We start from the raw sequence: 25,070 nt of genomic DNA, 5'->3' as shown, positions 1-25,070 counted from the left end.
GCCCGCCGAAGAGTATGTTTCTCGCCAACGAGGCATTCACCTACCGCTGGCAAGTGGCTGTCCTGCAAGAAAGGGGCTCTCCAGCGCAGGAAGGGAGTGTCACCTAGGGGAGGGGCAACCAGGGGCGGGGGTACACAGGGGGAGGGTCACCCAGGGAAGAGGAGGGTCACCCATGGGAGGAGGAGGGTCACCCATGGGAACAGGAGGATCAGCCCGGTGAGCGAGCAGACCTCACGGCACCGGCCCGGGGACAACAGAGCGGGGGCGCACCACCTCGAAAGGTGGCGCACCCCCGACCAACAGACGCCCTTGGATCGGCCGCGACCGACGAGAACCAGCGTTCGTCCAGCGCACAGCCAGCGTTCGTCCAGCGCACGGCCGACGAGAGCTAGCGCACGTCCAGTGCACGTCCATCGGCTGGCCAGCGCCCAGTCAGCACCTTAGCTAGCGGCTAGACATCGCCCGGTCCACGAGCTTGTAGGCGATCCCGAGCACGACGATGAGGGCGAGCGAGACGATGGCGACCATCGCGAAGTACTGTGCCTCCGAGCCTTCGCGGTAGGACTGTGAGATCCATCCGGCGAAGGTCGACCCGCCGGCCATGGTGAGGAAGTACAGTGCGGTCATCTGTGACGTTGCGGCCTTCGGTGCGAGCTCGGCGGTGAACGACAGGGCTGACGGCGCGAAGAGCGATTCGCCGAAGGCGAAGAACACCATGACGAGGAGCGCGATAAGCAGTGGCATTGTCACGCCTGCAGCGAGTCCGAACGGCACGATGATCGCCGCGCCAGCAGACATCGCGATGACGCCAACGACGAGCTTGGTGATTGGCTGCATGCGTGACGCGCGGCTGCGGGTCCAGAGTACGGCGAGGAGCGCGGTGATCGCCGCGACTGCGAGGCTTTCAAGCGTCACGATGAGTGAAGGCGGCATCGTGAGGGACCCGACTGTGAGGTGAATTTTCGTGTCGGCGAACACTGCGAAAGCGGTGAAGAGCTGGAACAGGAGTGTCCAGAACACGAGGCTCATGAGGAACACGGGGATGTAGCGCACGACCGCACGGCGTTCCTGCTTGCTGACTTTTCTGTTGGTGAGCAGCATCGTGAACAGGCCGAGCGTTGCGATCAGTACGACGAGCGCGACGACGTTACTGATGTTGTCGGGGCGCACGAGACCGAAGGCGACCGCGAGGGCGATTGCGGCGATCAGGATCGCGGTGATCCAGATCCACCGCACCCGCTGGGCTGCGGGAAGGGGGTTTGGCACCATCCCGGTGCTTGCGGGCAATCGGCGCATTCCGAAGATGTACTGGCCGAGACCGAGGGCCATGCCCGCGGCGGCTGCGCCGAAGGCGACGTGGAAGCCCCAGGACTGGTTCAGCCAGCCGGTGACGAGCGGCCCTGCGAACGCGCCGATGGTGATGCCCATGTAGTAGATGGAGTAGCCGGCGTCGCGGCGTGGGCCACCGTTCGGGTACAGCTCGCCCACCATCATTGTGGTGTTCACCTTGAGGCCGCCGGTGCCGATCACGATGAGCGCGAGGCCGATGATGAGGCCGGTGAGCCCGGGGACGATTGCGAGCATGATGTGGCCCGCGAGGATCGCCGAGCCGCCAACGAGCACGACGTACTTGGGGGCGAGAACTCGGTCTGCGACCCAGGCGCCAACGATCTGGGCGATGTAGACGAGGCCGCCGTAAGCTCCGGCGATCCCGAGCGCGACAGGCTGGGGGAGACCAAGCCCACCTTCGCCGAGTGAGTAGTAGAGGTAGTAGGCGAGCAGCACTTGCAGGCCGTAGAAGCTGAAGCGCTCCCACATTTCGACGCCTGAGAGAGTGAGGAGGCCACTCGGCTTGGCATCATCGACCACGATGCCAAGGGCTGTCGTGACACCGGTTCCGGGTTGAGTGGTGTGCTCCGGCGCGCCGGGCGAGGCGGCGGTGGAGGGGCGGGGTTTCGTCATTGATTCTCCATGAGGGCATACGGGCAGATGCCTCGCCTGGGTCGCGCTTGTGGTGCGGAGATCCGGCTCTGCGGGTATCGATTGATGTGGCGTTCGGTGTATGGTTAATGAACTGTTGGTCTGACCAACTTCTCGAACGAGACGCAAATATACCCTGCTTCGAACCGCTCCGTCAATTGCGCCGGAGCGCCGCAGGATCGCGGTAGTTTCGAGGGGGCCAGAACCACGCAAGGCACACGAACCGACCCCGAACATCACCCATGCGCACGAAAGGAGTGGCGATGGATTGGACCTCCCTGAAGCCCGCGACGACGCTGTCGCTGCCGGACCGCCTCTCAGTCGACCTCGAACGACTCATTCTCGACGGTGAGCTTGCGCCGGGGGACCGATTGCCGCCGGAGCGCGCCCTCGCGGAGCACCTCGGGGTATCACGCGTCTCGATCCGAGAAGCACTTCGCGAGCTCGAGAATCGAGGCCTCATCGACCGCAAGCCCGGTCGGGGCACAGTCGTGCTCAGCCCGGGGGAGCGCTCGGGTATCGTTGACCAGATGGGCGAAGCGGTGAACGCCGCAGCCGCCGAGATGCGTGACATCATGGAGCTTCGCGCGATCGTTGAGCCCCCGATCGCCCGCATCACGGCGGGTCGGGCAAGGCCGCGCGACATTGCGCAGCTTCGCGAGCTTGTCGAAGCGATGGAGAGCGACACCGCGAAAGACAGGTATGCGGAGCTTGACCGCGCCTTCCACCAGTCGATCGCGCAGTACACACACAACCCGCTGCTGGAACTCATCAACGAGCAGATCGCGCAGCAGATTGCACCGAGCCGTGGCACCCGCTATCAAACCCGGGCGAGACGCCAGGTGTCGAGCGCGGCGCACCGACGCATCTTCGAAGCCATTGCCGCAGGGGACGGTGACCTCGCGGAGGCAGAGGCCCGCGCCCACGTGCTCGACATCGCCGAGCAGATCGCGCTCGCAGGCGAGGGCGAGGACAGGTCGCAACGAATCTCCGCCGCACCCGATACCGACGACACGCAAGATAGGGGGCCACGCGCATGACCGCAGCACAGCTTGGCGCAATCTCGACATCACACCACTTGGCGACCGAAGCAGGTGCGGAAGTGCTTCGCGCTGGGGGCAACGCGATCGACGCAGCGATCACCGCAGCTGCGACGCTCTGCGTCGTCTACCCGAACAACGTCGCTCTTGGCGGCGACCTCGTCGCTATTGTCAGGAGCCCTGACGGCGAGATCAGGTTTCTGAACGCCACGGGTACGGCGCCGTCCGGCCAGACGCTTGAAGCGCTGCGAGACGCACACGGCGAAGCCCTCCCGCTGCGCGGCGTTGACACCATCACGGTGCCTGGCGGTATTCGCGGATGGGAGGCGCTGCACGAGCTCGGCGCGACCCGCGCTTGGGCCGATCACCTTGCCCCCGCAATCGGCTTCGCGCGCGACGGGTTCCCAAACTCGCGGTCAGTCGCCCGTGAGTTGCGCGCCGCGCAGCCAGAGTTCTCGAAGGATCCCGGGGCGAGCGCTATCTTCTACCCAGACGGCACGCCGCTCGCGGAGGGGGACACTGTCGTGCAGCCAGCCCTCGCTGCCTCGCTCGAGCAGCTTGCGAGCGAAGGGCCAGAGGCCTTCTACTCGGGCGAACTCGCCCGCACCTGGATTGCCGGGCTCGCGCGGCGTGGCTCGAAGATCACCCTGGAAGATACGGCTGCGTATCGCCCATTCTGGGACACCCCGATCGAAACTGACTTCCGTGGCATGCGGGTACTGACGGGCCCACCGAACACCTCGGGGTTCATGTTTCTCCGCGCGCTCAACGCGATCACCGCAGGTATCGAGGACCCGCTCGGCGCCGGCGCCGGCGAGCTCGCCCGCGCGTTCTACGAGAGCAACCTCGTGCGCACCCAGCTGCTGTCAGACCCGACGTTCGACGGTGCTACGGGAGCTCAGCTCGTGGCCGCTACCGCACCGGAGCGCCCGATCCGTGGCGACGCGAAGGCGAGCGGAGACACCGTCGGGTTTTCTGCGGTGAGCGCGGACGGCTGGGCCGTGTCGTTCATCAACTCGGTGTACTGGGACTTCGGCTCATACATTCTCGAGCCAGACAGCGGCATCATCTTTCAGAACCGCGGCACCTCGTTCTCGCTCGATCCTGAATCGCCGAACGCGTTTGCGCCGGGAAAACGCCCGCGGCACACACTCATGCCCGTGATGGTGCTCGATGGCGACGAGCTTCGCTACGTGCCCGCGACCATGGGCGGCGCCGCGCAGCCCCAGGTTCACACCCACCTGCTGCAGCGGATGCTCGCGGGGGAGGACCCCGCGAGCGCGACCCACGCGCCTCGCTGGATGGTCGAAGAGATCACCGGCGACACGCAGGTGAGCGTCGTTGTTGAGGCGGACGTATCCGACGTCGCGAAGGAGGCGATCGAGGCAGCGGGCTTCGCGCTCGTCACTGTACCGTCGCGCGACGAATCGCTCGGCCACTCCAACGTCGTGCGCATCGATCCAGGCACCTCGGGGGAGCCCACCTATACGGCCGCGAGCGACCCCCGCTCGGACGGCTCCGCAATCGTCGTTCTGGGCGCGGGGTAGCTGATCCGGATCCGAGGATCCCCGCCCGCCCCCGCGACAGCCGCGCTTGATTTACGCATTGAAAGGCTCCGATGACTTCGACCGACTTTGATACCCCCCGCCCCTCGATCCTGCTGCTTGCTATGTTCGGCGCGATCACCGGCATCCTCTCCGGCCTCTTCGGCATCGGCGGCGGAGTCGTGCTCGTGCCACTCCTGACGATCTTCCTGGGCTACCAGCAGCGGCTTGCGGCAGGAACGTCGGTGGCGGCGATCCTCCCGGCGGCAGTGGTTGGTGGTATCGGCTACGCGGTGCAGGGCAACGTCGACTGGATCGCCGCGATCCTGCTCGCCGTGGGCATCATCGTCGGCGCGCAGATCGGCAGTTACCTCCTCGCGAAGGTGCCCACGGGCTTCCTCCGGTGGCTCTTCATGGTGTTCCTGCTCGCCGTCGTCGTGAGCCTGTGGTTCGTGGTTCCGCAGCGCGAAGCGGAGATCGACATCACCGTGCTCGTCGGCGCCGGGCTGGTCGGGCTGGGCCTCGTGACGGGCGTGCTGTCGGGCCTCCTCGGCGTCGGCGGCGGCGTGATCGTCGTTCCCGCGCTCATGTTCTTCTTCGGCTCGAACGACCTCGTCGCGAAGGGCACCTCGCTCTTCATGCTCATTCCCGGATCAATCTCGGGCACCATCGGCAACTTCAAGCGCAACAACGTCGACCTGCGCAGCGCCCTCGTGCTCGGCATTGCTGCGAGTGTGCTGTCGCCGCTCGGGTCGGTCTTTGCGACGAAGATCACGCCGTTCGCGTCGAACGTCGCGTTCTCGCTGCTGCTCGCGTTCGTGCTCGGACAGATGCTCTACAAGACGCTTCGCGCCGGAAAGAAGTAGGGGCGGCGCGACGCGCGCCGTATCGCCGGGAACTGGCGCAGGGAATAGTGCGAGGGCACAGGGCGTTTCGCCCGGTGCCCTCGTTTCCGATTGAAAGGCGCCAGTATTCCCCAGCTTCTCGACGCCCAGCTTCCATCAATCACCTCGCAGCTCGACAGGCTCGTCGAGCTCGGCGTGCACGCCCTCGCAGGACTCTCTGTGGGAGACTTCCGCGCCCTGGCAGGCGACCTGCAGACGGCGCCCGGCGCCCTGCTCGTTGTCGCACCCGGGCTTGTTCCCGCGTCACGGCTCGCACCGTTGCTCCGCCGCGTCGATAAGCCAGGCTTTGTCGTCGAAGACATGACAGACCTCGACGCCTTCGAGTCCATCCCGGCGGCGCGGGTGCGCGAGCGCCAGCTCTACGACATCACGGGTGTCGAGCGCGGCGATGAGTACTCGAACTGGAGCCCAGACGAGGCGCTCCCAGAAATTGTGCGGCGGGGCAGGCGGCCATTGACAGTGAACGAGGGAATCTCCTGGCTCCTGCAGCAGCCAGACGCCCTCGAACCCGGCGCATGCTTCATGACCGTTGGCTCGCGAAAGCGGCGCGGCAAGGGGCTCGACGCGCGCACCCCGGCGATCTGGATCAGTGGCGGCACCGGCCGCGACGGACGCGAGCGACGCGGAGCACCCAAGGTTGGGTGGTGTTGGGCGGGGAACCGTCACACCTGGTTGGGCGTCGCATCGTCTGACGCAGCCGCGCGCTAACAATCGCAGGCATACGAGCAGAAACGTCAGAACCCCCTGATCAACGATCAGGGGGTTCTGTGCCGCAGTGCGACTCTTGGTTGCGGGGGCAGGATTTGAACCTACGACCTCCGGGGTAGTAAATGTTCATATTTGACACCTTGCGGCGACTGTTGAAAAATATAACTCTGACCAGGCGTTATCTACGTAAAGTGTCCCGCAGTATCATTCAGTCCACCCGCAGTATCACGGATTCTTTAGCGTAGTGTTTAGCGTAGTTTCCGACTACGCTAGAAGGCATGAGCACAGCAACCGCAGTAGTGAAGATGCCCGCGAAGTCGGCGAAGAAGGCCCCCGCGGCGAAGAGCCGCCTCGCCGAGGGCGAGCACAGCATCGACCGCGCGAACGTGCGCGTCGTCGGCGACAAGAAGCTCCTCGATTGGCGCATCCGCCTCCACGGCGACGCGGAGCCCGTGGCGAGGCGCACGCAGATGCCGAAGGGCTCGTCGAACGCCGAGGTGAAGGCCAAAGCCAAGTCCACGGCAGAAGAGATGCTGCGCTCTGGTGGGAAGAAGGCCGATTGGAAGCCGAGCTCCTCCCTCGGGGAGTTTGCTCGGGAAGTGGTGACGGCCGACATTGACAAGGCTGGCGTGGCTGCTCGCACGAAGGATCAGTACCGCGGCGCGCTGCGGCTGCTGATCGGCGACTGCGAACGGCATGGACATGCGCGGGCGCTCGGTCGTCGCACGATCGCTGCTGCGGTGAAGTACGACGTCCTGGAGGACTGCCTACTGGAGATCGCCGAGCTGCACGGCGCGGAGATTGCCCGCCAGTCGCGCACGGTGCTGAGCGGCTATGTGATGAAAGCACTGAAGCGCCGGAACCTGATCCAGGGGAACCCTATCCGTGGCGAGAGGCTCGATCTGAAGGCCAATGCGCGCCCGCACGACGGGCGCACGGGCGGCGTGGCTCTCTCAGAGGCGGACTACCGACGCGTGGTGGAGCATCTGCTGGCGATCGACCCTGCCGAGGGTGTTGAGAAGCCGAAGCGCGGTCGCTGGACTTTGGCTGACCGGATCGCTCAGCGCCGCAACGCTATTGACCTGACCCTGCTGCAGGCCGCCACCGGGTTGCGCGTCAATGAGGCGCGGCAGGTGTGGCGGGACCTGATGCTCGATGACGCCGACGGCCTGCGGGTCAACGTCGTGAAGGAGATCGCCAAGGGTGGCACCCCGCGCGTCGCGTACGTGCTGAACGAGGACATCGCTGTGCGCGTGCGTGAGCGCCTTTCGCAGCCCGGGGTAGGCTCTGACCCGCTGGTGGGCTCTCCGTACGCGGAGAGCGCCGTCTGGGACCTGTCGAACCTCACGTCAGTGAACCGGTCCCTCTATCTGGAGCTTGCGGAGGACCTGAAGATCGCCGCGTTCGAGAAGGAGCGCTCCCACATCTGGCGCGCGACCCTGAACACGCTGCTCAAGGGCACCGTGCCGGATGTGATGCTCGAAGCGCAGTTCGGCCACACGGCCGACGTGAACCGGTCGCACTACACAGATACGGCCATGCCACTTTCCGTTGCCGAGGCGGCGATTCAGCGCCTCGCGCAGGCTTGAAGTTGCGTGATGCTTGCATCACTTGCTAGGATCGCAGCAGCTTAGGCGATCCGAAAGGAACTCCCGAGCTACAAGACAAATGAACACGAGTGTGGTTGCACGACAGATGACGGACCGGCACCAGGACGAGCCTGGGCCACCTCTTCGGAGGTAAAGGTACTAGGGGGAGGTAAACCCCCGAGCACTCCTCTTTGAGAGGAGTGTGCCTTATGGCCGCCATCAGCAAGACCAAGAAGCCCCCCGCAAACCCCCGCACCGGCCGCGTCTCGAAGGCTGAGAGTCTCGTCGTCGAGGCCCCGCCTGTGATCGAGCTCACGCCTGGCGCGCTCTCGTCGCCGAACGCTGCTCAGTACGTCGGTCTGAACAACCGCACGCTCGCGAATATGCGCGCTCAGGGCCGTGGCCCTCGCTTCTTCCGTGCGGGTGGTCTGAACTCGCGCGTCTACTACCTCGTCAAGGATCTCGACGCCTGGCTCGAAGAGCGGGTCGCGGCCTCGAACGGGGGTGCGTGAGACCATGCACCAGAACGAGAACAGCCCCGGTACTGGTAACACCGAGGCCGTCGAAGTAGCTGCTGACGCTACGCACAAGTCTACCAGTCTCGACGCTGCTGCGCAGCTGTCGCATGTCGATGTTATCCAGCGCAAGCTGAATCTCGCGCTGGCTGACGCCTCCGACAATCAGGCCAAGCTCGCGTACCATTTCGCGGCCGATCATGGGCACCGGGTGAAGTACACGGCCGGTCTCAAGTGGTTCGTCTTCGACGGCACGCGGTACAAGGCGGACGAGAACGAGGCCGTGGTCACCCGTCTGCTCCTGGATACGCTCCGGGCGCTCAAGGCGGAGGGTGTGGCTGAGGCTGCCGCTGCGTTGGATAAGTCGGACGAGAGGAAGGCTGCAGAAGCGAAGACCGGTATGGCTGCGAACGCGCAGACGAGCAGCGGTCTCGACTCGATCCTGAAGATCGCGGGGAGGCTTTCGGGCATCGCCGCACAGGTGAGCGACTTCGACGCCAAGCCGCACCTGCTCAACATGCCGAGCGGGACCCTCGATCTGAATACCGGCATGCGGCATCCTCACGATCCGCACGACATGCTCACCAAGGTCACCGTCGGCGACTACGACCCGCAGGCCCCGGCGCAGTCCGTTCTGTGGGACGAGTTCCTCGCGACCGTGCTGCCTGACGCCGAGGTGCTCCGTTACCTCCAGCAGGCCGTGGGCCTCTCGCTGTGGGGCGCGGTGCTGCTGCATGTTCTGCTGATCCTGATCGGTACGGGCCGCAACGGCAAGGGCGTGTTCTACAACGCCGTCATGCACGCGCTGGGCGACTACGCGACGGTGGCCGACGACGGGCTCTTCGAGGCCACGCACGGCCGCAACGCGAACAGCGCTTCGCCCGCGATCGCGAAGCTGCGCGGGGCACGCTTCCTGGTCTCTTCGGAGCTCGACGAGAAGGCCCGGCTCGACGCGGCGCTCACCAAGCGCCTCACGGGCGGCGACAAGCTGTCTGCCCGCGATCTCTGGGCCAAGCCGTTCGAGTTCGATCCCGCGTTCACGGCGTTCATGGTGACGAACTTCCTGCCGAAGCTCCCTGCCAACGACGCCGCCGTCTGGGCCCGCGTGCGCGTGGTGCCGTTCAGCGTGGTCATCCCGGACGCGCAGCAGGACGTCCTCCTGCCTGAGAAGCTCAAGGCTCATGCTGACGCCGTGCTGGCGTGGGCGGCGCGAGGGTGGACTGACTACCAGGCGAATGGCCTGGTGACGCCGGCCGCGGTGCAGGTCGCCACGCAGGAGTACGCCGAGAGCCAGGACGACGTGCGCCGCTTCATCGATGAGTGCTGCAACCCTGCCCCTCTTGCTACTTCGTTCGTTACTACGGGGCTGCACAGTGCCTACACCGAGTGGGCGCAGGGCGAGAACATTCACCCGGCTCACATCCTCGGCAAGACCAAGTTCAGCCAGTCGTTGGAGCGTCTGGGGTATCCCGGTGTGAAGTCCCGCCACGGGACCGCGCACGGGCTCGTCGCCGTCAGTAAGCCGTAGCAACAGCGGGCCGCGCGGTCGGGGCAACCCTCGGCCGCGCGCCCGCAGCACTGCTCCAGGTACGCGCACCAGATCGTGAACAAGATTCAGACCCGAGCTGCCCTGTGAGGCGGCTAGTACATCGACAGAGAGGAGCCACATCGTGGCAACGATCACGGCGAAGAAGATCGCCGACATGGAGGCACAGCGCCGCAAGCTCGACCGTGAGATCAGGTCCGCGAAGCGGGCGGAGGCTGCGGCTGCCAAGCAGGCGTTGCTGTCCGCTCGTCAGGCGCTCGGCGTCTGGCTCACGGAGTCCGTTGGCGCGGACACCACCGAGGCCGTGGAGCGCCTCCATGCAGCGCTCGACACCGACGAGGTGCGGGCGCATCTCGCGAGCAAGGTGTCGGCAGAATCGCCGGACACTTCCGCGCAGGGTGACGACGCTGACCGCCCGGAATCGCCGGACACTTCGGGCGCTCAGCATGAGGCGTACGGCGGTCGCGATGCGTAGCGTCGTGACCATGTCGGAGGGCACCGGATCAGCGAGCGGGCTGTCCGGTGCTCGACGCGCCACGCGCGCCGCAGACGAGGCCCCAGTGGGGCGTCGTCGCAGTTGCGCGTCGAGGCCCGCCAGGGCCGAGGTGCCCCGCAGGGCCCCGGACGATTGCGCAGCAATCGTCATACGGGGCTATGACGATTTCCGTCTCGGGATGCCCAGAGGCTCACAGCGACCCCTGTACGGGGCGATGGGAGAGGGCAGCACGAGGCGGGAATCGTCATCGCGGCGGCGCAGCGTTCGGGGTAGCGCAGCGAGGGGCCCCGGACGATGTGACGACGCAGCGACAGCGGCGACACGAGTGGTTACGAGTGGCGCTGATGGAGCGCCGAGAGAAGAGGAGGAACGACGATGAGCGAGGTCAAGGGACACGCCGCTTTCCACAAGCACAAGGACGCGCCGAGGCACACCGGGACGAGGGTGGGAACGCGTGGTGAGCGGCGCAAGCTGCTGAAGGAGTCGATGCGGCATCTCGACCCGAAGGAGGTCGCGCGTCAGGCGCACAAGAACGGCAGCATCGCGCCCGCCGACGCGCACCTGAACACTGCGTACGTGAACGACGGCAACAGCGGGTTCGAGGTCGCGACAAGCATCAAGCAGGTGCTCGACTACGGCGATGCTCGCGAGAAGCGCGTGCACCGGAAGATCGCCGCAGGGTCGCGCACCGTCGATCTCTTCGTCGTGCATCTGCCGAAGACGATGTGCGTCGAGATCAAGGACTACTACCCGCGCTACAACCCCGACGGCTCCGAGCGGCTCGACCCCGAGACCGGCGAGCCGATGAGCCGCTCGCGCTGGGTCGCACGCGACCACGACGAGGCGATGCGGTACTTCGTCACGGCGGTCGCGTTCCTCGGTCTGAAGGTCAGCCCCGGCGGCATGGACTCCATCCACGGGTGGGCGACGAACTTCGACGAGAGCACGCCGCATATCCAGGTCATGGCCGACCCGTTCGCGCCCGACCCGAAGGTGCCAGGCGCGCTGCGGACGGAGGCCTCGCGCGCCTACACCAGTCATGCCGAGGTGCGGAAGGCGAACGGCAAGATGTACGGCAAGGGCGAGCGCATCCGCGAGTACCAGGCCCAGTTGCGCGAGCGGATGATCGCCGAGGGCTACCCGGTCGAGTCAGAGCCCGGCGAGCACCACGGCCGTGAGCTGCCGAAGGAGGTCTACGAGGAGGTGCAGGACGAGAAGGCAGAGGCGGCATCGCTGCGCAACGCAGCCACGCGAGGCGAGGCCCGCAACGCTCGCGATCGCCTGGAGCTGGATCGCGACAGGGCAATTGTCGCCTCCATTCGTGAGGATGTCATCGCCGCGCGAAAAGAGGTGAGCGACGACCTGGCGCTGGTCGCCCGCACCAAGGCGAGAAACGCCGCAGACGCCGCCCAGAACGCCGCAGACCGTGCCGAGCTGCGCGAGGTCGCTATCGACGATGCCGAGGCGCTCAGCTGGCATCGCAGCGACGCTGACGCGGACATCCTGGCCGCCCGCGCGGCCGCTGATGAAGAACTGGCAGAAGCGCACTACGTGGCCGGGCTCCGCGAGCGCATCGCATCGGCACGCATCAAGTGGGCCGCTGATTTCGCGCAGCAGGTTGGCGACCTCGGCAACAAGGCTCTCGACAAGATCGACGACGAGGTGAAGCGCCAGCCGCTCCGCGAGAGCCTCGACGCCGCGCTCACGCCGCCGACGCCCGTACCCGCGCCGCAGGCCGAGAACCGTCACGCAGCCGCAGCAAAGCGCGACCGCGACCAGAAGGACGCCGCGCGAGCTGCTCTCATCGACGGAGGCACCCAGCAGCAAACCGGCTCCCGCACCGGAATCCCGTACAACGAATGACCCGCAGCAGAGGGCAACGGTGCGCAGCACGGCGGCAGCCCTGACAGCACGCAGGATGCCCCCGCAGCCGTGACGGCGAGGGGGCATCCTGGCGGGCGTTGTGGAAGATGAATCGGTCAGGAGCGAAGCCTCAGTTGAAACTCGTGCCACTTCTGAGAGCCTGAAAACCTCGTGCCAACCTCGGTTTTAGCGATTATTGGTAAAGCTCGGTCACTTCTCAGTCGAAGCTCAGTCAGTAGCAGGTCGAAACTCGTGTCACTCTCGGTCGCGTTTCGGACGCCGTTTTGCCTCGGTCGAAACTCGGGCTGTTGCCGGTTGAAGCTCCGTCGTAGCTCGGTGAAACATCGGTTACTTTTCCGTGGGCGCTTTCAGCCCCGGTGAAACCTCGGTCTGTCGCCGGTCGTGGCTCCGTCGAAACTCGTGTCACTCTCGGTGACGTCTTTTGCCTCGTGTCAACTTCGGTCGTTTCTCGGTCGAAATCTCGTGATTCGACCGAGGAGATCTCGGGGCTCGCATAGGCGCGCCCGCCGCTCCGCTTCGGGCACGTCCTCCGTTCCGCTTCGGACATGCCCACGAACAGTGAGTAAATACATACTGCCGGAGCGCGGATTATTCACGTCGCGTGACCTCTCGTGACGGTGACTGGTGCGACACCCGCAGGGCATCGAGCACGCCTTCGGCGCGGCGCTCGTAGTAAGTAGTAATACTTCTTCTTTAGGTAGTGGTTCGGGAGACCCCTCTTTGGGGAGGCTGCTCGGGCCAACGGGCGCATGCGTTGAGAGGCAAAAACCGCGTAATCATGCGGAAGTGTGCTGACTGTGCTGACTTATACCTATCTTTTTACACGCGTGAGAAATGACAGATAGTCTCTACAGAAAGCTATGGAACAAGTGAGCACACTCAGCACAATGACACTTGTATCACTCAGTCATGCAGCCCTTCTTGCCTGAGCTCTCTCCCTAAAAGGAGGTCCCCCCGAGAGCGCAAGCTCCCGTGGGTGGGTGTTCTTCTGCGTGCGCGCGCTGCGTAAAGCGAAGACCCCGCAGCGCGAGGCTGCAGGGTCTTGTTGCTTGGGGTGCTGCTCAGCCATAGCAGACGGGCTGGTTCGGCGGGCATCCTCCGCCGCCCTGGTGCGGGGCGATGATCGTGCCGCCGCCGTTATTGCTGCTGCCGCCTGTGTCCCCACTGCTGCTTCCTCCGCCGCCGGAGTACCCGGGGTCGTAGCCGCTCCAGGAGTCCTGCTCAGCGGCCTGGCGCTCGGCCTCCTCGGCGGCGAGACGCTCTGCCTCGGCCTGAGCAGCAGCTTCCTCGGCTGCGCTCTTCTCGGCCGCGATGCGCGCGGTCTCGTCCACCTTGTGCTGCTCGAAGTCGGCGAGCAGCGCTTCCACGGCGTCGTCGAGATCGGCTGCAGCCCGGGTGGCGGGCGCTATCGACGACTGGATCTCCTCGGCATCGTCGCGCGTCTCACAGGAATCCGAGAGTTCTGTGCCCTCGGCCCCGTCGAGCTTGTGCGCCACGTCGGCTACGAGATCGGTCGCGCCCTCGCGCCCGGCGTACGGCGCGCTCGTGCCGCCGTCAGCGAGCGCAGTGCTCTCGACGGCGGTCAGGGCGTCCTCGCCCGCCTCCGTGGACGCTGCGAGCGCCTCGCGGGCGGCAGCGGCCCCGTCGAGGGCATCCGCGCAGAGGCGCTCGGTCTCGGCGTTGTGGGAAGCAACGGCGAAGACTGTGCCGGTGATGCCCGCGCCGACGACGAGCACGCCTGTGGCGATCAGGGCGACGAGCCTCTTGCGGCTGCGGCGCGGTGCGGAGACGGTCAACGGATGTCCTCGTGACGGGTGGTCTCCGTGGTGGTGACCCTCTTGCGCACCGCAAGCCTCCGCACGAACGTCACCAGGTAGGTGCCCTCGAACAGGTTGATCGACTGAACCTCCCAGCCTTCGGCCGCGTGGGCGTTGAGGAGCCACTCAAACTTCCCGTCGGCTGCGGGGGCCGTCATCTGCCGGTACTCGACCGTGGCGCGCGGGCCGGGGCGCTGTGCCTGCGTTGGAGATGCGGGCTGCTGGCCGGCGGTGGTGCCTGGGCGGCGGGGAACGTAGGGCTGCTTCGCAACCATCAGTCGGCGATCCAGTTGCCGTCGGTGTCGCGGACGAAGCCTGCGACCCGGGCCTCGGTCACAGTGATCGTGCCGGACTTCATGACGGACAGCTCGACGGTTCCGAGCCAAGCTATCTGGCCGTCTTCCTTCACCTTCGCGGGGAAGCTGAACTCCATGTCCCCGTCGTCTGCGGGCGATGCGGCGCAGTTGGCGACGAGCGTGATGACGCTCAGGTCGTCCGAGTAATAAGTGCCCGCTACGGGATCAGCGTCGTCGAGCTCAGAGATCGTCTCCGCGTCTCGGAGGAGGCCCCACGCGGGCGCGTCGGAGTAGTACCCGACACCGACCTCGTCCAGCACTCCCTGGACCCAGTCGGCGTACTGACCCCCGCCTGCGATGTACTGCTGGGCCTTTTCCACAGTGCCGATGGTGCCGTCCATGAACAGCGCGACCACCTCGGGCTCGACAGGCTCCCAGGTCTCCAGCGACTCGTATCGCTCGGATGCCTCCGCGGCATGGTCGCCTGCGCTCTCGGACGGTGCCTTGAGCACGTCCTGCGAGCCGTCAAGATACCGGGGCTCGACGTCGATCGCGCAGTATTTCGCACCGCCCAGTTCGCGAGGCGTCAGCACAGCCTCGGTCGAGAGCATCTCACGATCGGTGACCACGTCGAGCAGGCCCTCGGGCAGGCGGATCAGCACCTCGCCGCTGTCGGAGCCGTAGCGCGGGGTCTGGAACTCGAATACGCCTTGCTCCGCGGATTCCGTGGGCGCGCCGTCGCCAGCGGGTGGGGCATCGGAGGAGCATCCCGCGAGCAGGAGCATCGCCCCGGCCGCCAGCAGTGCGGTCGTGGTCTTGATCGTCTTCTTGGTCATCTAATGGCCTCTTTCGCTGTGTTCAGACCCGCAATTTCGCCTGGCCTACGAGCAGACTCATATTATAGTGGTACTACGTTAGTGGGTGTACTATTGTTGTCCCTCTCAACACCATTGAGGTATGGGTTGGAGGAGTAGTGACGCGAGGCGTCTGGGCAAGACGCTGCGCGAGCTGCGCAACGATCGCGGGATGTCGCAGGAGGACCTCGCGCACGCGTCCGGCCTCACCAAGAACCAGATGAGTCTGCTTGAGCGCGGCAGGGGCTCCGGCCCCATCGCTACAGCGGGAGCCTCGAACCCTCGCATGGAGACCCTCGCGGGAATCGCCGACGCGCTCGGCATGAGCATGTCGGAGCTTCTCGCGAAAGCTGACCTGTAGTGCTGCTGTAGGGCACCGAGCACGCCTGCGGCGGCGATGAAGCCTTCTGGTCGAGCTGACTCCCATGGAAGATGTCACCCGAGAGCGGGTGTGCTCCCGGGAGAAGTGATCTCCTGCGCGTACGTGCGGCTACGGTTCGAGGGGGTCGTCATGCCCCCGCAGCGGCTCGAACGTGAGCGCTGCACCATCTGAGCGAACCTGTACTCGCACCCTGTGATCGTCGAACGCGATGAGCGGTGCGAGAAGCAGCCGCTCGATCTCGCGGTGCAGCCCGCGTACGCCGAGACGAGTGTCGCGGTGCCGACCGGCGAGCCACTGGGCGACATCCTCACCGACCTCGACGTACCAGCCCTGCTGCGTGACACGCGTCACGGCCTCGCTGACGGCCTTCTCAGCGATCTGCCTCGCCGTCTCAGGCGAGAGCTGGTCGAACGCGACGTTCACGTCGAGCCTGCCGAGCAGTTCCCCGGGGAACACGTCCTCGGGCGTGCGCGACTCGGCAGTGGCTCCAAGGTTCGTGGTCATCACGATGATCGTCTCCGCGAAGCTCGCCTCGGTTCCCCAGCCGTCGGTAAGGCGCCCATCGTCGAACACCTGCAAGAACAGCTGCCACAGGTCGGGGTGCGCTTTCTCGAACTCGTCGAGCAGCACGACGCTGCGCGGCTTCTCGGCGACACGGGTGGTGAGCAGCCCTTCACGGGTCGAGTTCTTCCAGATGCGTGATGCCCCGATGAGCTTCATGCGTGCGTCTGCTGCGTCGGCGTACTCGGACATGTCGAGCCGGATGATGGCTTCTGCGTCGCCGTACGCGGCGGTGGCGAGCTGGTGTGCCAGGGTGGTCTTCCCGGTGCCGCTCGGGCCGTTCAGCATAATCACCCCGTGCGGTCGCTCTGGCTTGAGCTTCAGCCCGGAGAGTGACATCGCGACGCGCTCGGCGACAGCACCCACGGCGCGGTCCTGCCCGATTACGGCTGATCTGAGCGATAACGTGAGGTCGAGCGGCCGAGGCGGTGGCTTCCACACCGTGATGTCGTCGATGCTGGGTAGCGCGACCTCGCTCTCGTCTGGCTCTACCGGCTCGTCATCGCGTGCGGCTCTGAGATGCTCGGCAAGCATTTCGCCGGTAGCGTCGTAGAGCGCTTCGAGGTCGAGCGTTCGTGCGGTGTGCTCGGTGATGTCGTCGCGGCCCTGGTGCCACCTGAAGTCGGCGGCGTGCGCGCGGGCGTTGCTGTGCACGCTCATTCTGGTTCCTTTCCGTCGGTGTCGGCGTGCGCCTGGATCGGCCCGCAGCGTTCGAGGTTTCTCGCGAGGATTGCTCGCAGCTCGTCGTCGATCTCCTGGTTCATAGTGGGCTCTTTTCTCAGTAGCTGCGGAACACGTAGACGCCGCTGTCGGCGTCGCACGTGGTGTAGTCATAGGCCAGCTCGGCAGTCCAGGACTTCCAGTCGAAGTGGCGCTGGATCTCCTCGGGGATGCCGGTCAGCAACCCCGTGTCATCCGCGTAGCTGCTCGCGTAGTCGTCGAATGACTCCCAGTGGCCGCAGTAGCGGTCCTCGAAGTCAGAGGTGCTGGGCAGGTCGCCGGTGCCCTCGGCGACGTAGTCTCCGCTCGCGACCCACGCGTAAAGCGCAGCTCGCTGGTGCTCGTCGATCTCGTCGAACACGCGCCCCCACTCCGCGGCCTCGCTAGGGCTCATCTCGCGGCGCACGGGGATGTTCTCGATGTCGAAGCACCAGAGCTCGTCGTGCGAGCTCGGGCGGCCGTGGACGTCGGCTGTGGTGACGTCGGCAGCGCCTATGGCGTCGTGCCAGTCGCCGACGAGTCGGCCTGCGTTGTAGCAGGCAAGGCATCCGATCCAGACTCGGGGTGTGGTGTCGGTAGTAGTCATGGTGGTCATTGGAGCGTCCTCCTCCTCCGGGCAGTGATGCGGGGCAGCGCCGACGGCAGGCAGTCAGGCTCTATTGAAATGACGCGGTTACGCCGCCGTGCGCTGCTCCCGGAGGAGATCCCGGCCCGGCGGCTGCCGGGCGAGACTGACATGCCCGGAACGGAATGCTCTTCGCGCTCCTACACACGAATCACTAGAATCGGAAAGAGTCCGTGTTGCGCACGCGCAATGACGGACTCTTTAGTCTTGCCAGAAAGGGGTGCCGATGTCGCGCTTGTCGGACCTGCTGCGCACGCTGGAACAGCTCGATCCGCAGCTTGCGAAGGATCTCGATGACGAGATCCGTCCGCTTCAGAAGCGGCTGCCGTTCGGTCTGAACTTCGAGCGCCATGCGCCCGAGGCAGTCGAGCTGGCGGGCCACCGCATCCGCAAGGGCAACAAGGTCCGCGTGCTCCCTCGGGTCTGCTGATGCTTTGGTTGAGTCCGGGGTTTATGCCGCCAAAGCGACGACATCCATCATTATGGCCTCGAACTCGACCCGTGTCAGCTTCCCGAGCCTGCGCTGACGTCGTTTCCGGTGATACTTCCCCTCGATCCAGGCCACGATCGCGAGGCGCAACTCTTGCCGGGTGCGCCACGACTGCCGGTCAAGCACGTTCTTCTGTAACAGCGAGAAGAACGACTCCATGGCAGCGTTATCACCACACGCGCCCACTCTTCCCATCGAACCCTTCAACTGGTGCCGCTTCAAAGCCTGCTGGAACTTCCGGCTACGAAATTGACTGCCCCTGTCGCTGTGAACGATCACGCCCGCCGGATAGCCACGCTGCTGCAGCGCGTTTCCCAGCGCCCGAACCGCAAGCGATGCCTTCATCCGCTTATCGATCGCGTACCCCACGATCCGGTTCGAGCACACGTCCTTGATCGCGCACAAGTAGAGCTTGCCCTCTCCTGTCCAATGCTCGGTGATATCCGTGAGCCACTTCTCGTCAAGTGCATCTGCGGTGAAGTCGCGCTCCACGAGATCATCACCCACCGGCTCTCCAGCTCGCTGGTAACGGCGCTTACGCTTGGTGATGGCCGACTGAATACCCGCGACCTTGCACAGCCGCCACACGCGCCGCTCGCTGATGTCGTAGCCGAGATCATGGAGATCATCAGCAAGCACACGGTAGCCACCCTCGGGATCCTCTTCGTGCAGCTCACGCAGCACCCCGATCAACTGCTCCTCCTCGGCCTCACGGGCAGACTGCGGAGATGTGAGCCATCGGTAGTAGGCCTGCTCACTGAACTCCAGTACCCGGCACGCCACCGCGACCGGCACCCTGACACGGGCACCTGGCGCAGCCATCTCACGGACGAGCGGGTAAATCATTTTGGGGGCGTGATATGCGCCTGCGAGAGATACGCTGCCGCACGCCGGAGCACTTCGTTTTCCATCTCGAGTTCACGAATACGTTTCAGAGCAGCTCGCATTTCGCGCTGCTCCTCAGGGTCCTTCGAGGGGGTCATCCCATACGTTTTGAACCTGGCGTCTTGTACCCACGCACCGAGTGCTGATTTCGAGATACCAAGATCACGGCACACGGTTTTCTGTGCGATGCCGGACTCCACGAGCGCGACAGCGTCACGCTTGAACTCCTCGCTGTACTTCATTGGCATGGTCATCATCCTTCCAGCTCCGACCCTCATGAGCGAAGCAGTCTTGGACTCAACCAAACCCTCAGCAGACCCAACCTCGGTGTCTACGGCGCCCGGAAGATCCACGCTGCCCTGAACCGGGAGGGCGTCGAGGTCGCCCGCTGCACCGTCGAGCGGCTGATGCGCGCCGCGGGCATCCAGGGCATCCGGCGCGACAAGACCCGCAAGACCACCTTCGGGGACGGCGCGGAGACCGACCGGCCCGCCGACCTCGTGAAGCGCGCGTTCACCGCGACGGCACCGAACCAGCTCTGGGTTGCGGACCTGACCTACATCCGTACCCACGCCGGGTGGACCTACGCCGCGTTCGTCCTCGACGTGTTCTCTCGCCGTATCGTCGGCTGGCAGGTGTCCACGTCGCTGCGCACCGATCTCGCCGTCGACGCGCTCGACATGGGCCTCTGGGAGCGCCGCAGAGCAGGGCAGGACATCGCCGGGCTGATCCATCACAGCGATGCCGGAGTGCAGTATCGAGCCATTCGCTACACCGAGCGCCTCGCCGAAGCCGACGCCGTCGCGTCCGTCGGAACGGTCGGCGACAGCTACGACTGTCAGTCTGTTTGCACCCGATCTCGCAAGGATTGGGGAGTCCCGGTCGGAGCGGTCTGACTCTTGTTACGAATGGCCCGCAGGGTGCCTTTGCGTTGATCTGTCGACCCTCCGCCCGGGCAGCGCATGAAGCGCTGCCACCGGACGAGGCGTGACCTAATAGGAGCCTGGAGCCTACTCTCAAACAGCGTCCCCGTGACAGTCCTGTCCCCTCGCCGGTGACAGCGTGAAACCCACGATAACCGGCCGAGAGGACCCCCGCTATGACCCAGACAGAACCCACCCGTTCAGGGCATATCGTGATCGGCGTCGACACGCATAAACACATTCACGTCGCAGCAGTGATGGACACCATCGACGGGGTACTCGCGACCCTCACGATCGCAACCGACACCGCCGGGTATAGGCAGCTGCTCGCCTGGGCTCAAGGGTTCGGAAAGATCATCTCTTTCGGGATCGAGGGAACCGGCTCCTACGGGGCAGGCCTCACCTCGTTCCTGCGGCGGCACGGGTACAAGGTCGTCGAGGTCTCACGCCCTGACCGCAGACTCCGCCGGCTCAACGGTAAGTCCGACACTCTCGATGCGGAGAACGCCGCGCGAGCGGTACTTGCGGGGTTCGCGACCGCGACCCCGAAAACAATGGATGGCGCGGTCGAGATGATCCGGCAGCTCAAAGTTGCCCATGACACTGCGGTGAAGCAGAAAGCCGCGACGATGGTGACGCTCAAAGCCCTGCTCGTGCACGCGCAAGAACAGCTCCGTGCCGAGACCGCGCGGAAGACGCAACGCACTCTCGCGCGTTACTGCGCAGCATTCCGGCCGCGCGGCCTCGACTCCCCAGAGGATGCGAACCGGCATACGCTGCGGTCGCTTGCGAAGCGTTGGCTCTTGCTCGACGAGGAGATCAAGGAACTCACCAGCATGATCGAGGAGCTCGTTCTCGGACGCGCACCACATCTGCTGGACGAGTTTGGTATTGGTGTGGATACTGCAGCCGAAATCCTCATCGTCGCAGGAGACAACCCCGAGCGCATCAAGTCCGAGGCCGCGTTCGCGAAACTCGCGGGTATCAGCCCGGTCCCCACCGGATCAGGCATGACCAGCGGGAAGCATCGCATCAACCATGGCGGGCACCGGCAACTCAACGCGGCGATCTATCGGACCGTGATCGTGCGGATGAGATTCCACCAGCCCACCATCGACTACGTCGCCCGCAGAACCGCCGAGGGGAAAAGCAAACGAGACATCATCCGATGCTTGAAACGCTATGTGATTCGCGAGCTCTACCACCTCGTCAAAGTCAATCCGAGGACAGGTGAGATTGTGAGTTGACAAATATAGGAGCATCAACGCGATGGCCGAGGCGCTGAACTCGTTGTTCAAGGCCGAGTGTATCCGCAACCCGATGATGCGCCCCAAGGGCGGGTGGGCGTCGATCCGCGACGTCGAGATCGCAGTCGCCGAATACGTCGACTGGTACAACCACCGGCGCCTGCACGGCGAGATCGGACACATCCCACCCGCCGAGTTCGAGGCCGCCCACTGGGCATCCCACGAGCCCGTCAGCTACGTTGGAGAACAGGTTCCCATCGGAGCCGGTTCCAGATAACCGAGCCTCCACGAAACCCGGGGCGCTTCACCTTCATATCACTGATTGCTTCTGCCAAAAATCCAGGGCTCAACAGGCTCGCCTTCGAACTGTCCCAAGATCAAACTCTCAAATTCCAGACTGGTCAGTGAAGTATTCCTCCAGAGCGCGTCGGTTTTTGAGCTTCAGCTTCCGAAAGATTCGTCTCACGTGCCCCTCGACGGTCCGAGCGCTCAGGTAGAGTTCCGTTGCAATCTCACGGTTGGTGAGACCGTAAGCAACCAGCCTCGCGACCTGCTCTTCTCGGCGGGAAAGAACTGCAGGCAATGCACTAAACCGGGAAACGTCAAGTGCAGAACTACCGATCCGCGATCGCGCCCGGTTCCCGGCTTCATGCGCATCCGTAGCGCGTGCAGCATTTCCCGCGTTCTCAAACCATGCTTCGGCCATGGCATAGGCTGACGCAGCTAAACCAAAGCGCCCCGTGTCCACTAGCGCTTCGGCACCCCTCAACATGCTTTCCGGGTCCTTCTTCACGAGTGCCGTCACGTAAACTCCCTGGGCTTGCAGGGAGACATTTTCGGGAACGAGCTTCAGGAGCTGATTCACTTTGTCGAGTCGTTCTGCATTGGGGTGAATCTCGATCGAAACGAACATTTCCAGCATCCCTGCATAGCGCGCTTCCCGAGCCCATAACTTCTCACCTGATCTCCAGAGCTCTTCTGCAGCGTGTTCTAGTTCTCCTTGCAGGATCATCAGTTGCGCAATTGGCCAGGCAAGCGACTGTGCCGGCAGCGGCCCATCAGCAATACCCTGTCGCTGCGCCTCACGTACAAACCGTTCAGTGAGGAGTGTGTCTCCGCGACGGGCGGCGACCACACTAGTGGTCACGGAGACCGTGGCCACCTGTGGATTCGAAGGGAACGAGGTGTGGCCTCCAACCGCAGCGACAACTTCAGCTAAGCGGTCAAGGGCAAAATGGTCTCCTGACTGGCTGTGGCACAACGCAAGCGCGCACGCGAGAGAGCGAACGCCCTGGATATCGACCTGTTTCCTCGCTTCCTCTAACCAATGAGTAAGGAGGTGCAGCGCTTCAGCATGGCGCCCCTCCCCGAGTAACATAAATCCGTAAAGAACTCGTGGTTTGATCTGCTCTTGCAGAGGGTCTAATACACGGATGCGCTCGAACGCTTGGTGGGCTTCATTAAACCGGCACGATGTCACGAAGATCAACATTTGCGCTTCTAGAAGGGCGAGTTGCACTTTTACTGGGAGGTCGTGGGTTACCTTGAGCTTCTTCAAGGAATCGCTGGGGGCCCTGACTAGGTTGGTGAGAATAGTGACTTCAGCCGCATCAAGTAGCCGCCCGAAGTCACCAAAAGAGTTCCGCTCGGTGCGAAGCAGTTCCAGCGCGTCATCGACCTTCCCCTGAACATGCGCAAGCCAGTTGGCGTGAAGAACGATGAGCTCTGCATGACTTTCGATTTCACCGGTAGAGAAATCCGTGTCACGGAAAACCTGCTCAACAAGTACTTCACTGTCTGCCTGAGGTGACTGCATGAGCGCGGTGATGTAGCCCACCGCATTTCGTGGTGTCTGTGATACCACCCAATCTGCCGACGCAACTGTGATCCGCGTTCGTACCTGTTCCCGAGCCAAGGCAGCAAACAATGCCTCTCTGCCATCGACTATTGGAGCCAGGGGAGAATTCCCTGCTAGGACGACTGCGGCGGGTTCCACCTCACCGATTCGCTCAAGGATGTGCCTATTGAGGCGATCCTTCCGGGTAGAGGCGGGTGCGCGCCGAAAATATTCGACTAAGAGAGGGGGAATAACCATCACCCAGTCATGCACTGAACCCGAGAGGATTGTTGTGAGTCCACGCTCCTCCAGCAGTTCGAGTACCTCAACCTCAACAAGCTTCCGTGCAGTGTCCAGGTCAACTGTCCCCACGGAGGCAAGAACTTCCAGGGAATCTCGGACATGGGTGGGGAGGTCGCTGACGTAAGTCTCGAGCATTGACGTGAGACCAGAGCTCCACAGGTCGTCCGTGCTTGTCCATACTCCGTAAGAGTCTTGAACCAACTGGTTCTCACGCCGTGCTGCCTTCACTAAGGCAAGTGCTAAACCTATGTGCCCGCCTGTCATCGCATAGACACGACTTAGTGCACCTCTCTCAATCGGTGAATTCAGGTGCGTTTTGAGTACTGCTCCTAGCTCATCAATTCGCAACGACCGCATTTCCACGACGTATCCCGTGGGCACTCGTGAGAGGTAAGATTCATCCGAAATACTGCTCGCCCGAGCACCCCGCAAGTGGGAGAACACGACTGGTACCGAAAGCGCACGATGGACGGAATCGATGATTCCCCATGAAGCCTCATCAAGTTCATTCCAGTCGTCAATAAAGATCACCGAGTTAGGGCCAGATACTTTCGCTTGCAGGGCAAAAGTTACCTGGTGAATTGAGGCGATACCACGGACCTCATCCCCAGCATCTAACACCCCTGGAAAGTTGAGGGCTGCGAGCGGAAACTGCTTGAGAGAGGCGATCCCACGAATAAAAAGAGTACTCCACCCGCCGTCACGCAGGATATCGTTCAGATTCTTCAGAAAAGTACTCTTGCCACTACCATGACTGCCGACTACTTCCACGCGACCGCCGGCTCGAACCGTCTCTGCCGCGAGGGCAAGCGTGTCGCCGTGCTGAATATCCATGAAGCCCCCGCCCCGCTCTAGCAGATCCCGCTCATCGCAAGCCTATTGCCCCTTGTCGCAAGCTGTCACCGCTGATTTCTAAAGCCACAAACTGCATTGCAAAGTCTCCAGTTCCACTTATCCTCCAACTCGAAGTCCACTATTTGGTTCTCGAAAACCGGTAGCTCTCCGCACCCAAGTACTATTGTTGCGCGTTGGAACTGCACTCCGTGCTGGCATGCTGTGGTAGTCGGCGAGGTGGTTTTCCAGCCCACCAAGCATACCAGCCGATTACGGCGAGAGCGCTGATGTAGGCGACCGCCCACCAGGGGAATCCCGGCTCTCTCGCGGACGACCTAGCCTCCTCAATCGCTTCTGGCGGGGTGGGGTTGATACGCTCTCCGGTCACGAGAATTCGATGGCTGTTCACGCCAAGTGGTGTGCAGGTGACGAGCGTGACCAGGTCTTCACCCTCAATCTGCCGCAATGTCTCGGTGTCCTCGGGCGCGACAACCTGTCTGGAGACGACGCGGTAGTTCAGAACTTCCCCGAACGTCGTGATGGTGAATGTGTCACCCACTTTCACCTGATCCAGGTTCGTGAAGAGAGTGGCGGAGGGGAGGCCTCGGTGTGCGGTGAGCACGCTGTGAGTACTCTCACCTCCAACCGGTAGCGAGGTGCCTTTGAGATGCCCCACCCCGATCTCAAGTGTTTCTTCGCTGGTGCCGTGGTAAACGGGAAGGTCTACATCGATCTTGGGAATTTGAAGTCGTGCCATCACTCCAGTCGAGGTAGCGAGCATGCTGCGGTAGTCAAAAGAGGTGTCCGCGTACTCGCCGTTCCCCTGCGGCACCGTCGAATTCGCCTCGAGAAGTGCACCGGATGAGAGCGCCGAATTGTAAATATGCGCTGCTCTGAGTTGCTCTGAGGCTGACGGTTCAGCATGGTTGACTGATGTTTCGTATCGATTAACGACCTGGCTCTGGTTAATCGCGGAAACCCAGCTCGCCGCAGTGGAATAGGTGAGAGTAGTGACGCCAGCAACAGCCACGAGAACCGTGAGGATCAATGATGCTGAGGCACGCCATTTTCGAGCGGGCACAGTCATTC

22 protein-coding genes and 1 pseudogene are annotated in these 25,070 nt (G+C 63.8%); 14 read left to right on the top strand and 9 right to left on the bottom strand.

Features of this window, described 5'->3' with window-relative positions:
- Positions 1-444 precede the first annotated feature (444 nt).
- Positions 445-1,962, bottom strand: a complete 1,518-nt coding sequence (locus tag KI794_RS10360) for a peptide MFS transporter (protein WP_255808037.1) — start codon at positions 1,960-1,962, stop codon at positions 445-447.
- A gap of 281 nt (positions 1,963-2,243) precedes the next feature.
- Between KI794_RS10360 and KI794_RS10355 the strand changes: the two genes are divergently transcribed.
- The 9 genes from KI794_RS10355 (at position 2,244) to KI794_RS10315 (ending at position 12,186) form a co-directional block, all read left to right on the top strand.
- Positions 2,244-3,020, top strand: coding sequence for a FadR/GntR family transcriptional regulator (locus KI794_RS10355; RefSeq protein WP_119284175.1), 777 nt, complete (start codon positions 2,244-2,246; stop codon positions 3,018-3,020).
- Positions 3,017-4,567: a gamma-glutamyltransferase family protein gene (locus KI794_RS10350; protein WP_255808036.1), complete on the top strand. Its 1,551-nt coding sequence runs from the start codon at positions 3,017-3,019 to the stop codon at positions 4,565-4,567. Before KI794_RS10355 ends, KI794_RS10350 begins: the two co-directional genes overlap by 4 nt.
- A 71-nt stretch (positions 4,568-4,638) precedes the next feature.
- Positions 4,639-5,430: a sulfite exporter TauE/SafE family protein gene (locus KI794_RS10345; RefSeq protein ID WP_119284173.1), complete on the top strand. Its 792-nt coding sequence runs from the start codon at positions 4,639-4,641 to the stop codon at positions 5,428-5,430.
- Between the two features lie 90 nt (positions 5,431-5,520).
- Entirely contained in the window at positions 5,521-6,177 is a 657-nt protein-coding gene (locus KI794_RS10340) for a DUF5701 family protein (RefSeq protein WP_255808035.1), read from the top strand.
- 278 nt (positions 6,178-6,455) lie between these two features.
- Positions 6,456-7,766, top strand: a complete 1,311-nt coding sequence (locus KI794_RS10335; protein WP_130454191.1) for a site-specific integrase — start codon at positions 6,456-6,458, stop codon at positions 7,764-7,766.
- A 209-nt stretch (positions 7,767-7,975) separates the two neighbouring features.
- Positions 7,976-8,278: a helix-turn-helix domain-containing protein gene (locus KI794_RS10330; RefSeq protein WP_255808034.1), complete on the top strand. Its 303-nt coding sequence runs from the start codon at positions 7,976-7,978 to the stop codon at positions 8,276-8,278.
- 4 nt (positions 8,279-8,282) lie between these two features.
- Positions 8,283-9,809 (top strand): DNA primase family protein, encoded by a 1,527-nt coding sequence (locus tag KI794_RS10325; protein ID WP_130454193.1) that lies wholly within the window; start codon positions 8,283-8,285, stop codon positions 9,807-9,809.
- Between the two features lie 142 nt (positions 9,810-9,951).
- A complete protein-coding gene (locus KI794_RS10320; protein WP_130454194.1) occupies positions 9,952-10,302 on the top strand; it encodes a hypothetical protein in 351 nt (116 codons plus the stop codon).
- 396 nt (positions 10,303-10,698) lie between these two features.
- Positions 10,699-12,186 (top strand): hypothetical protein, encoded by a 1,488-nt coding sequence (locus tag KI794_RS10315; protein ID WP_255808033.1) that lies wholly within the window; start codon positions 10,699-10,701, stop codon positions 12,184-12,186.
- Positions 12,187-13,268: 1,082 nt separating this feature from the next.
- Here KI794_RS10315 and KI794_RS10310 read toward each other — a convergent pair.
- From KI794_RS10310 to KI794_RS10300, 3 genes are read right to left on the bottom strand one after another with little or no spacing between them, the layout of a single operon-like run.
- On the bottom strand, positions 13,269-14,003 hold the full coding sequence (locus KI794_RS10310; RefSeq protein ID WP_255808032.1) for a hypothetical protein: 735 nt from the start codon (positions 14,001-14,003) through the stop codon (positions 13,269-13,271).
- A complete protein-coding gene (locus KI794_RS10305) occupies positions 14,000-14,299 on the bottom strand; it encodes a hypothetical protein (protein WP_255808031.1) in 300 nt (99 codons plus the stop codon). Before KI794_RS10305 ends, KI794_RS10310 begins: the two co-directional genes overlap by 4 nt.
- Entirely contained in the window at positions 14,299-15,156 is an 858-nt protein-coding gene (locus KI794_RS10300) for a hypothetical protein (protein ID WP_130454198.1), read from the bottom strand. The genes KI794_RS10305 and KI794_RS10300 overlap by 1 nt, the downstream gene beginning before the upstream one ends.
- Positions 15,157-15,277: 121 nt before the next feature.
- Between KI794_RS10300 and KI794_RS10295 the strand changes: the two genes are divergently transcribed.
- Positions 15,278-15,535 (top strand): helix-turn-helix domain-containing protein, encoded by a 258-nt coding sequence (locus tag KI794_RS10295; RefSeq protein ID WP_130454199.1) that lies wholly within the window; start codon positions 15,278-15,280, stop codon positions 15,533-15,535.
- Between the two features lie 129 nt (positions 15,536-15,664).
- Here the strand turns inward: KI794_RS10295 and KI794_RS10290 are convergent, their stop codons facing one another.
- Together KI794_RS10290 and KI794_RS10285 are read right to left on the bottom strand one after the other, a co-directional pair.
- On the bottom strand, positions 15,665-16,777 hold the full coding sequence (locus KI794_RS10290) for an AAA family ATPase (RefSeq protein WP_255808030.1): 1,113 nt from the start codon (positions 16,775-16,777) through the stop codon (positions 15,665-15,667).
- 118 nt (positions 16,778-16,895) lie between these two features.
- A complete protein-coding gene (locus KI794_RS10285; protein WP_130454201.1) occupies positions 16,896-17,432 on the bottom strand; it encodes an antirestriction protein ArdA in 537 nt (178 codons plus the stop codon).
- 256 nt (positions 17,433-17,688) lie between these two features.
- Here KI794_RS10285 and KI794_RS10280 point away from each other — a divergent pair, with 256 nt between their 5' ends.
- Positions 17,689-17,892: a hypothetical protein gene (locus KI794_RS10280; protein WP_198677531.1), complete on the top strand. Its 204-nt coding sequence runs from the start codon at positions 17,689-17,691 to the stop codon at positions 17,890-17,892.
- Positions 17,893-17,913: 21 nt separating this feature from the next.
- Here KI794_RS10280 and KI794_RS10275 read toward each other — a convergent pair.
- Positions 17,914-19,085, bottom strand: a protein-coding gene (locus KI794_RS10275; protein WP_255808029.1) for an IS3 family transposase whose coding sequence is annotated in 2 segments (ribosomal slippage) — positions 17,914-18,809 and positions 18,809-19,085 — 1,173 coding nt in all. Because the reading frame shifts where the segments join, the coding sequence is not laid out codon by codon here.
- 72 nt (positions 19,086-19,157) lie between these two features.
- On the opposite strand from KI794_RS10275, the pseudogene KI794_RS10270 reads away from it, so the two are divergent.
- The 3 genes and pseudogenes from KI794_RS10270 to KI794_RS10260 all read left to right on the top strand — a co-directional run.
- Positions 19,158-19,673: pseudogene (locus KI794_RS10270) on the top strand (IS3 family transposase); the annotation flags it as partial.
- A 263-nt stretch (positions 19,674-19,936) separates the two neighbouring features.
- Positions 19,937-21,007 (top strand): IS110 family transposase, encoded by a 1,071-nt coding sequence (locus KI794_RS10265; RefSeq protein ID WP_255808028.1) that lies wholly within the window; start codon positions 19,937-19,939, stop codon positions 21,005-21,007.
- Positions 21,008-21,029: 22 nt separating this feature from the next.
- Complete coding sequence (locus KI794_RS10260) at positions 21,030-21,284, top strand: integrase core domain-containing protein (RefSeq protein ID WP_130454205.1); 255 nt, start codon at positions 21,030-21,032, stop codon at positions 21,282-21,284.
- 108 nt (positions 21,285-21,392) lie between these two features.
- Here KI794_RS10260 and KI794_RS10255 read toward each other — a convergent pair whose 3' ends face one another.
- Together KI794_RS10255 and KI794_RS10250 are read right to left on the bottom strand one after the other, a co-directional pair.
- Positions 21,393-23,981 carry a helix-turn-helix transcriptional regulator gene (locus KI794_RS10255; RefSeq protein WP_255808027.1) on the bottom strand — a complete coding sequence of 863 codons (2,589 nt, stop codon included), beginning with the start codon at positions 23,979-23,981 and terminating at the stop codon, positions 21,393-21,395.
- A gap of 181 nt (positions 23,982-24,162) precedes the next feature.
- Positions 24,163-25,068 carry a class C sortase gene (locus KI794_RS10250; protein ID WP_255808026.1) on the bottom strand — a complete coding sequence of 302 codons (906 nt, stop codon included), beginning with the start codon at positions 25,066-25,068 and terminating at the stop codon, positions 24,163-24,165.
- Between the last annotated feature and the right edge of the window lie 2 nt (positions 25,069-25,070).

This window comes from Leucobacter aridicollis, from assembly GCF_024399335.1.
Taxonomy (GTDB): Bacteria; Actinomycetota; Actinomycetes; order Actinomycetales; family Microbacteriaceae; genus Leucobacter; species Leucobacter aridicollis_A.
The sequence above is the reverse complement of the archived record's forward strand: the minus strand, read 5'-3'. Positions and strand labels throughout refer to the sequence as shown.

Excerpts from the sequence above, each read along its gene's own strand:
- KI794_RS10360 (WP_255808037.1), bottom strand. The coding sequence starts at position 1,962 with ATGACGAAACCCCGCCCCTCCACCGCCGCCTCGCCCGGCGCGCCGGAG.
- KI794_RS10355 (WP_119284175.1), top strand. The coding sequence starts at position 2,244 with ATGGATTGGACCTCCCTGAAGCCCGCGACGACGCTGTCGCTGCCGGAC.
- KI794_RS10350 (WP_255808036.1), top strand. The coding sequence starts at position 3,017 with ATGACCGCAGCACAGCTTGGCGCAATCTCGACATCACACCACTTGGCG.
- KI794_RS10345 (WP_119284173.1), top strand. The coding sequence starts at position 4,639 with ATGACTTCGACCGACTTTGATACCCCCCGCCCCTCGATCCTGCTGCTT.
- KI794_RS10335 (WP_130454191.1), top strand. The coding sequence starts at position 6,456 with ATGAGCACAGCAACCGCAGTAGTGAAGATGCCCGCGAAGTCGGCGAAG.
- KI794_RS10330 (WP_255808034.1), top strand. The coding sequence starts at position 7,976 with ATGGCCGCCATCAGCAAGACCAAGAAGCCCCCCGCAAACCCCCGCACC.
- KI794_RS10325 (WP_130454193.1), top strand. The coding sequence starts at position 8,283 with ATGCACCAGAACGAGAACAGCCCCGGTACTGGTAACACCGAGGCCGTC.
- KI794_RS10315 (WP_255808033.1), top strand. The coding sequence starts at position 10,699 with ATGAGCGAGGTCAAGGGACACGCCGCTTTCCACAAGCACAAGGACGCG.
- KI794_RS10305 (WP_255808031.1), bottom strand. The coding sequence starts at position 14,299 with ATGGTTGCGAAGCAGCCCTACGTTCCCCGCCGCCCAGGCACCACCGCC.
- KI794_RS10300 (WP_130454198.1), bottom strand. The coding sequence starts at position 15,156 with ATGACCAAGAAGACGATCAAGACCACGACCGCACTGCTGGCGGCCGGG.
- KI794_RS10295 (WP_130454199.1), top strand. The coding sequence starts at position 15,278 with ATGGGTTGGAGGAGTAGTGACGCGAGGCGTCTGGGCAAGACGCTGCGC.
- KI794_RS10290 (WP_255808030.1), bottom strand. The coding sequence starts at position 16,777 with ATGAGCGTGCACAGCAACGCCCGCGCGCACGCCGCCGACTTCAGGTGG.
- KI794_RS10285 (WP_130454201.1), bottom strand. The coding sequence starts at position 17,432 with ATGACCACCATGACTACTACCGACACCACACCCCGAGTCTGGATCGGA.
- KI794_RS10280 (WP_198677531.1), top strand. The coding sequence starts at position 17,689 with ATGTCGCGCTTGTCGGACCTGCTGCGCACGCTGGAACAGCTCGATCCG.
- KI794_RS10265 (WP_255808028.1), top strand. The coding sequence starts at position 19,937 with ATGACCCAGACAGAACCCACCCGTTCAGGGCATATCGTGATCGGCGTC.
- KI794_RS10260 (WP_130454205.1), top strand. The coding sequence starts at position 21,030 with ATGGCCGAGGCGCTGAACTCGTTGTTCAAGGCCGAGTGTATCCGCAAC.
- KI794_RS10255 (WP_255808027.1), bottom strand. The coding sequence starts at position 23,981 with ATGGATATTCAGCACGGCGACACGCTTGCCCTCGCGGCAGAGACGGTT.
- KI794_RS10250 (WP_255808026.1), bottom strand. The coding sequence starts at position 25,068 with ATGACTGTGCCCGCTCGAAAATGGCGTGCCTCAGCATCATTGATCCTC.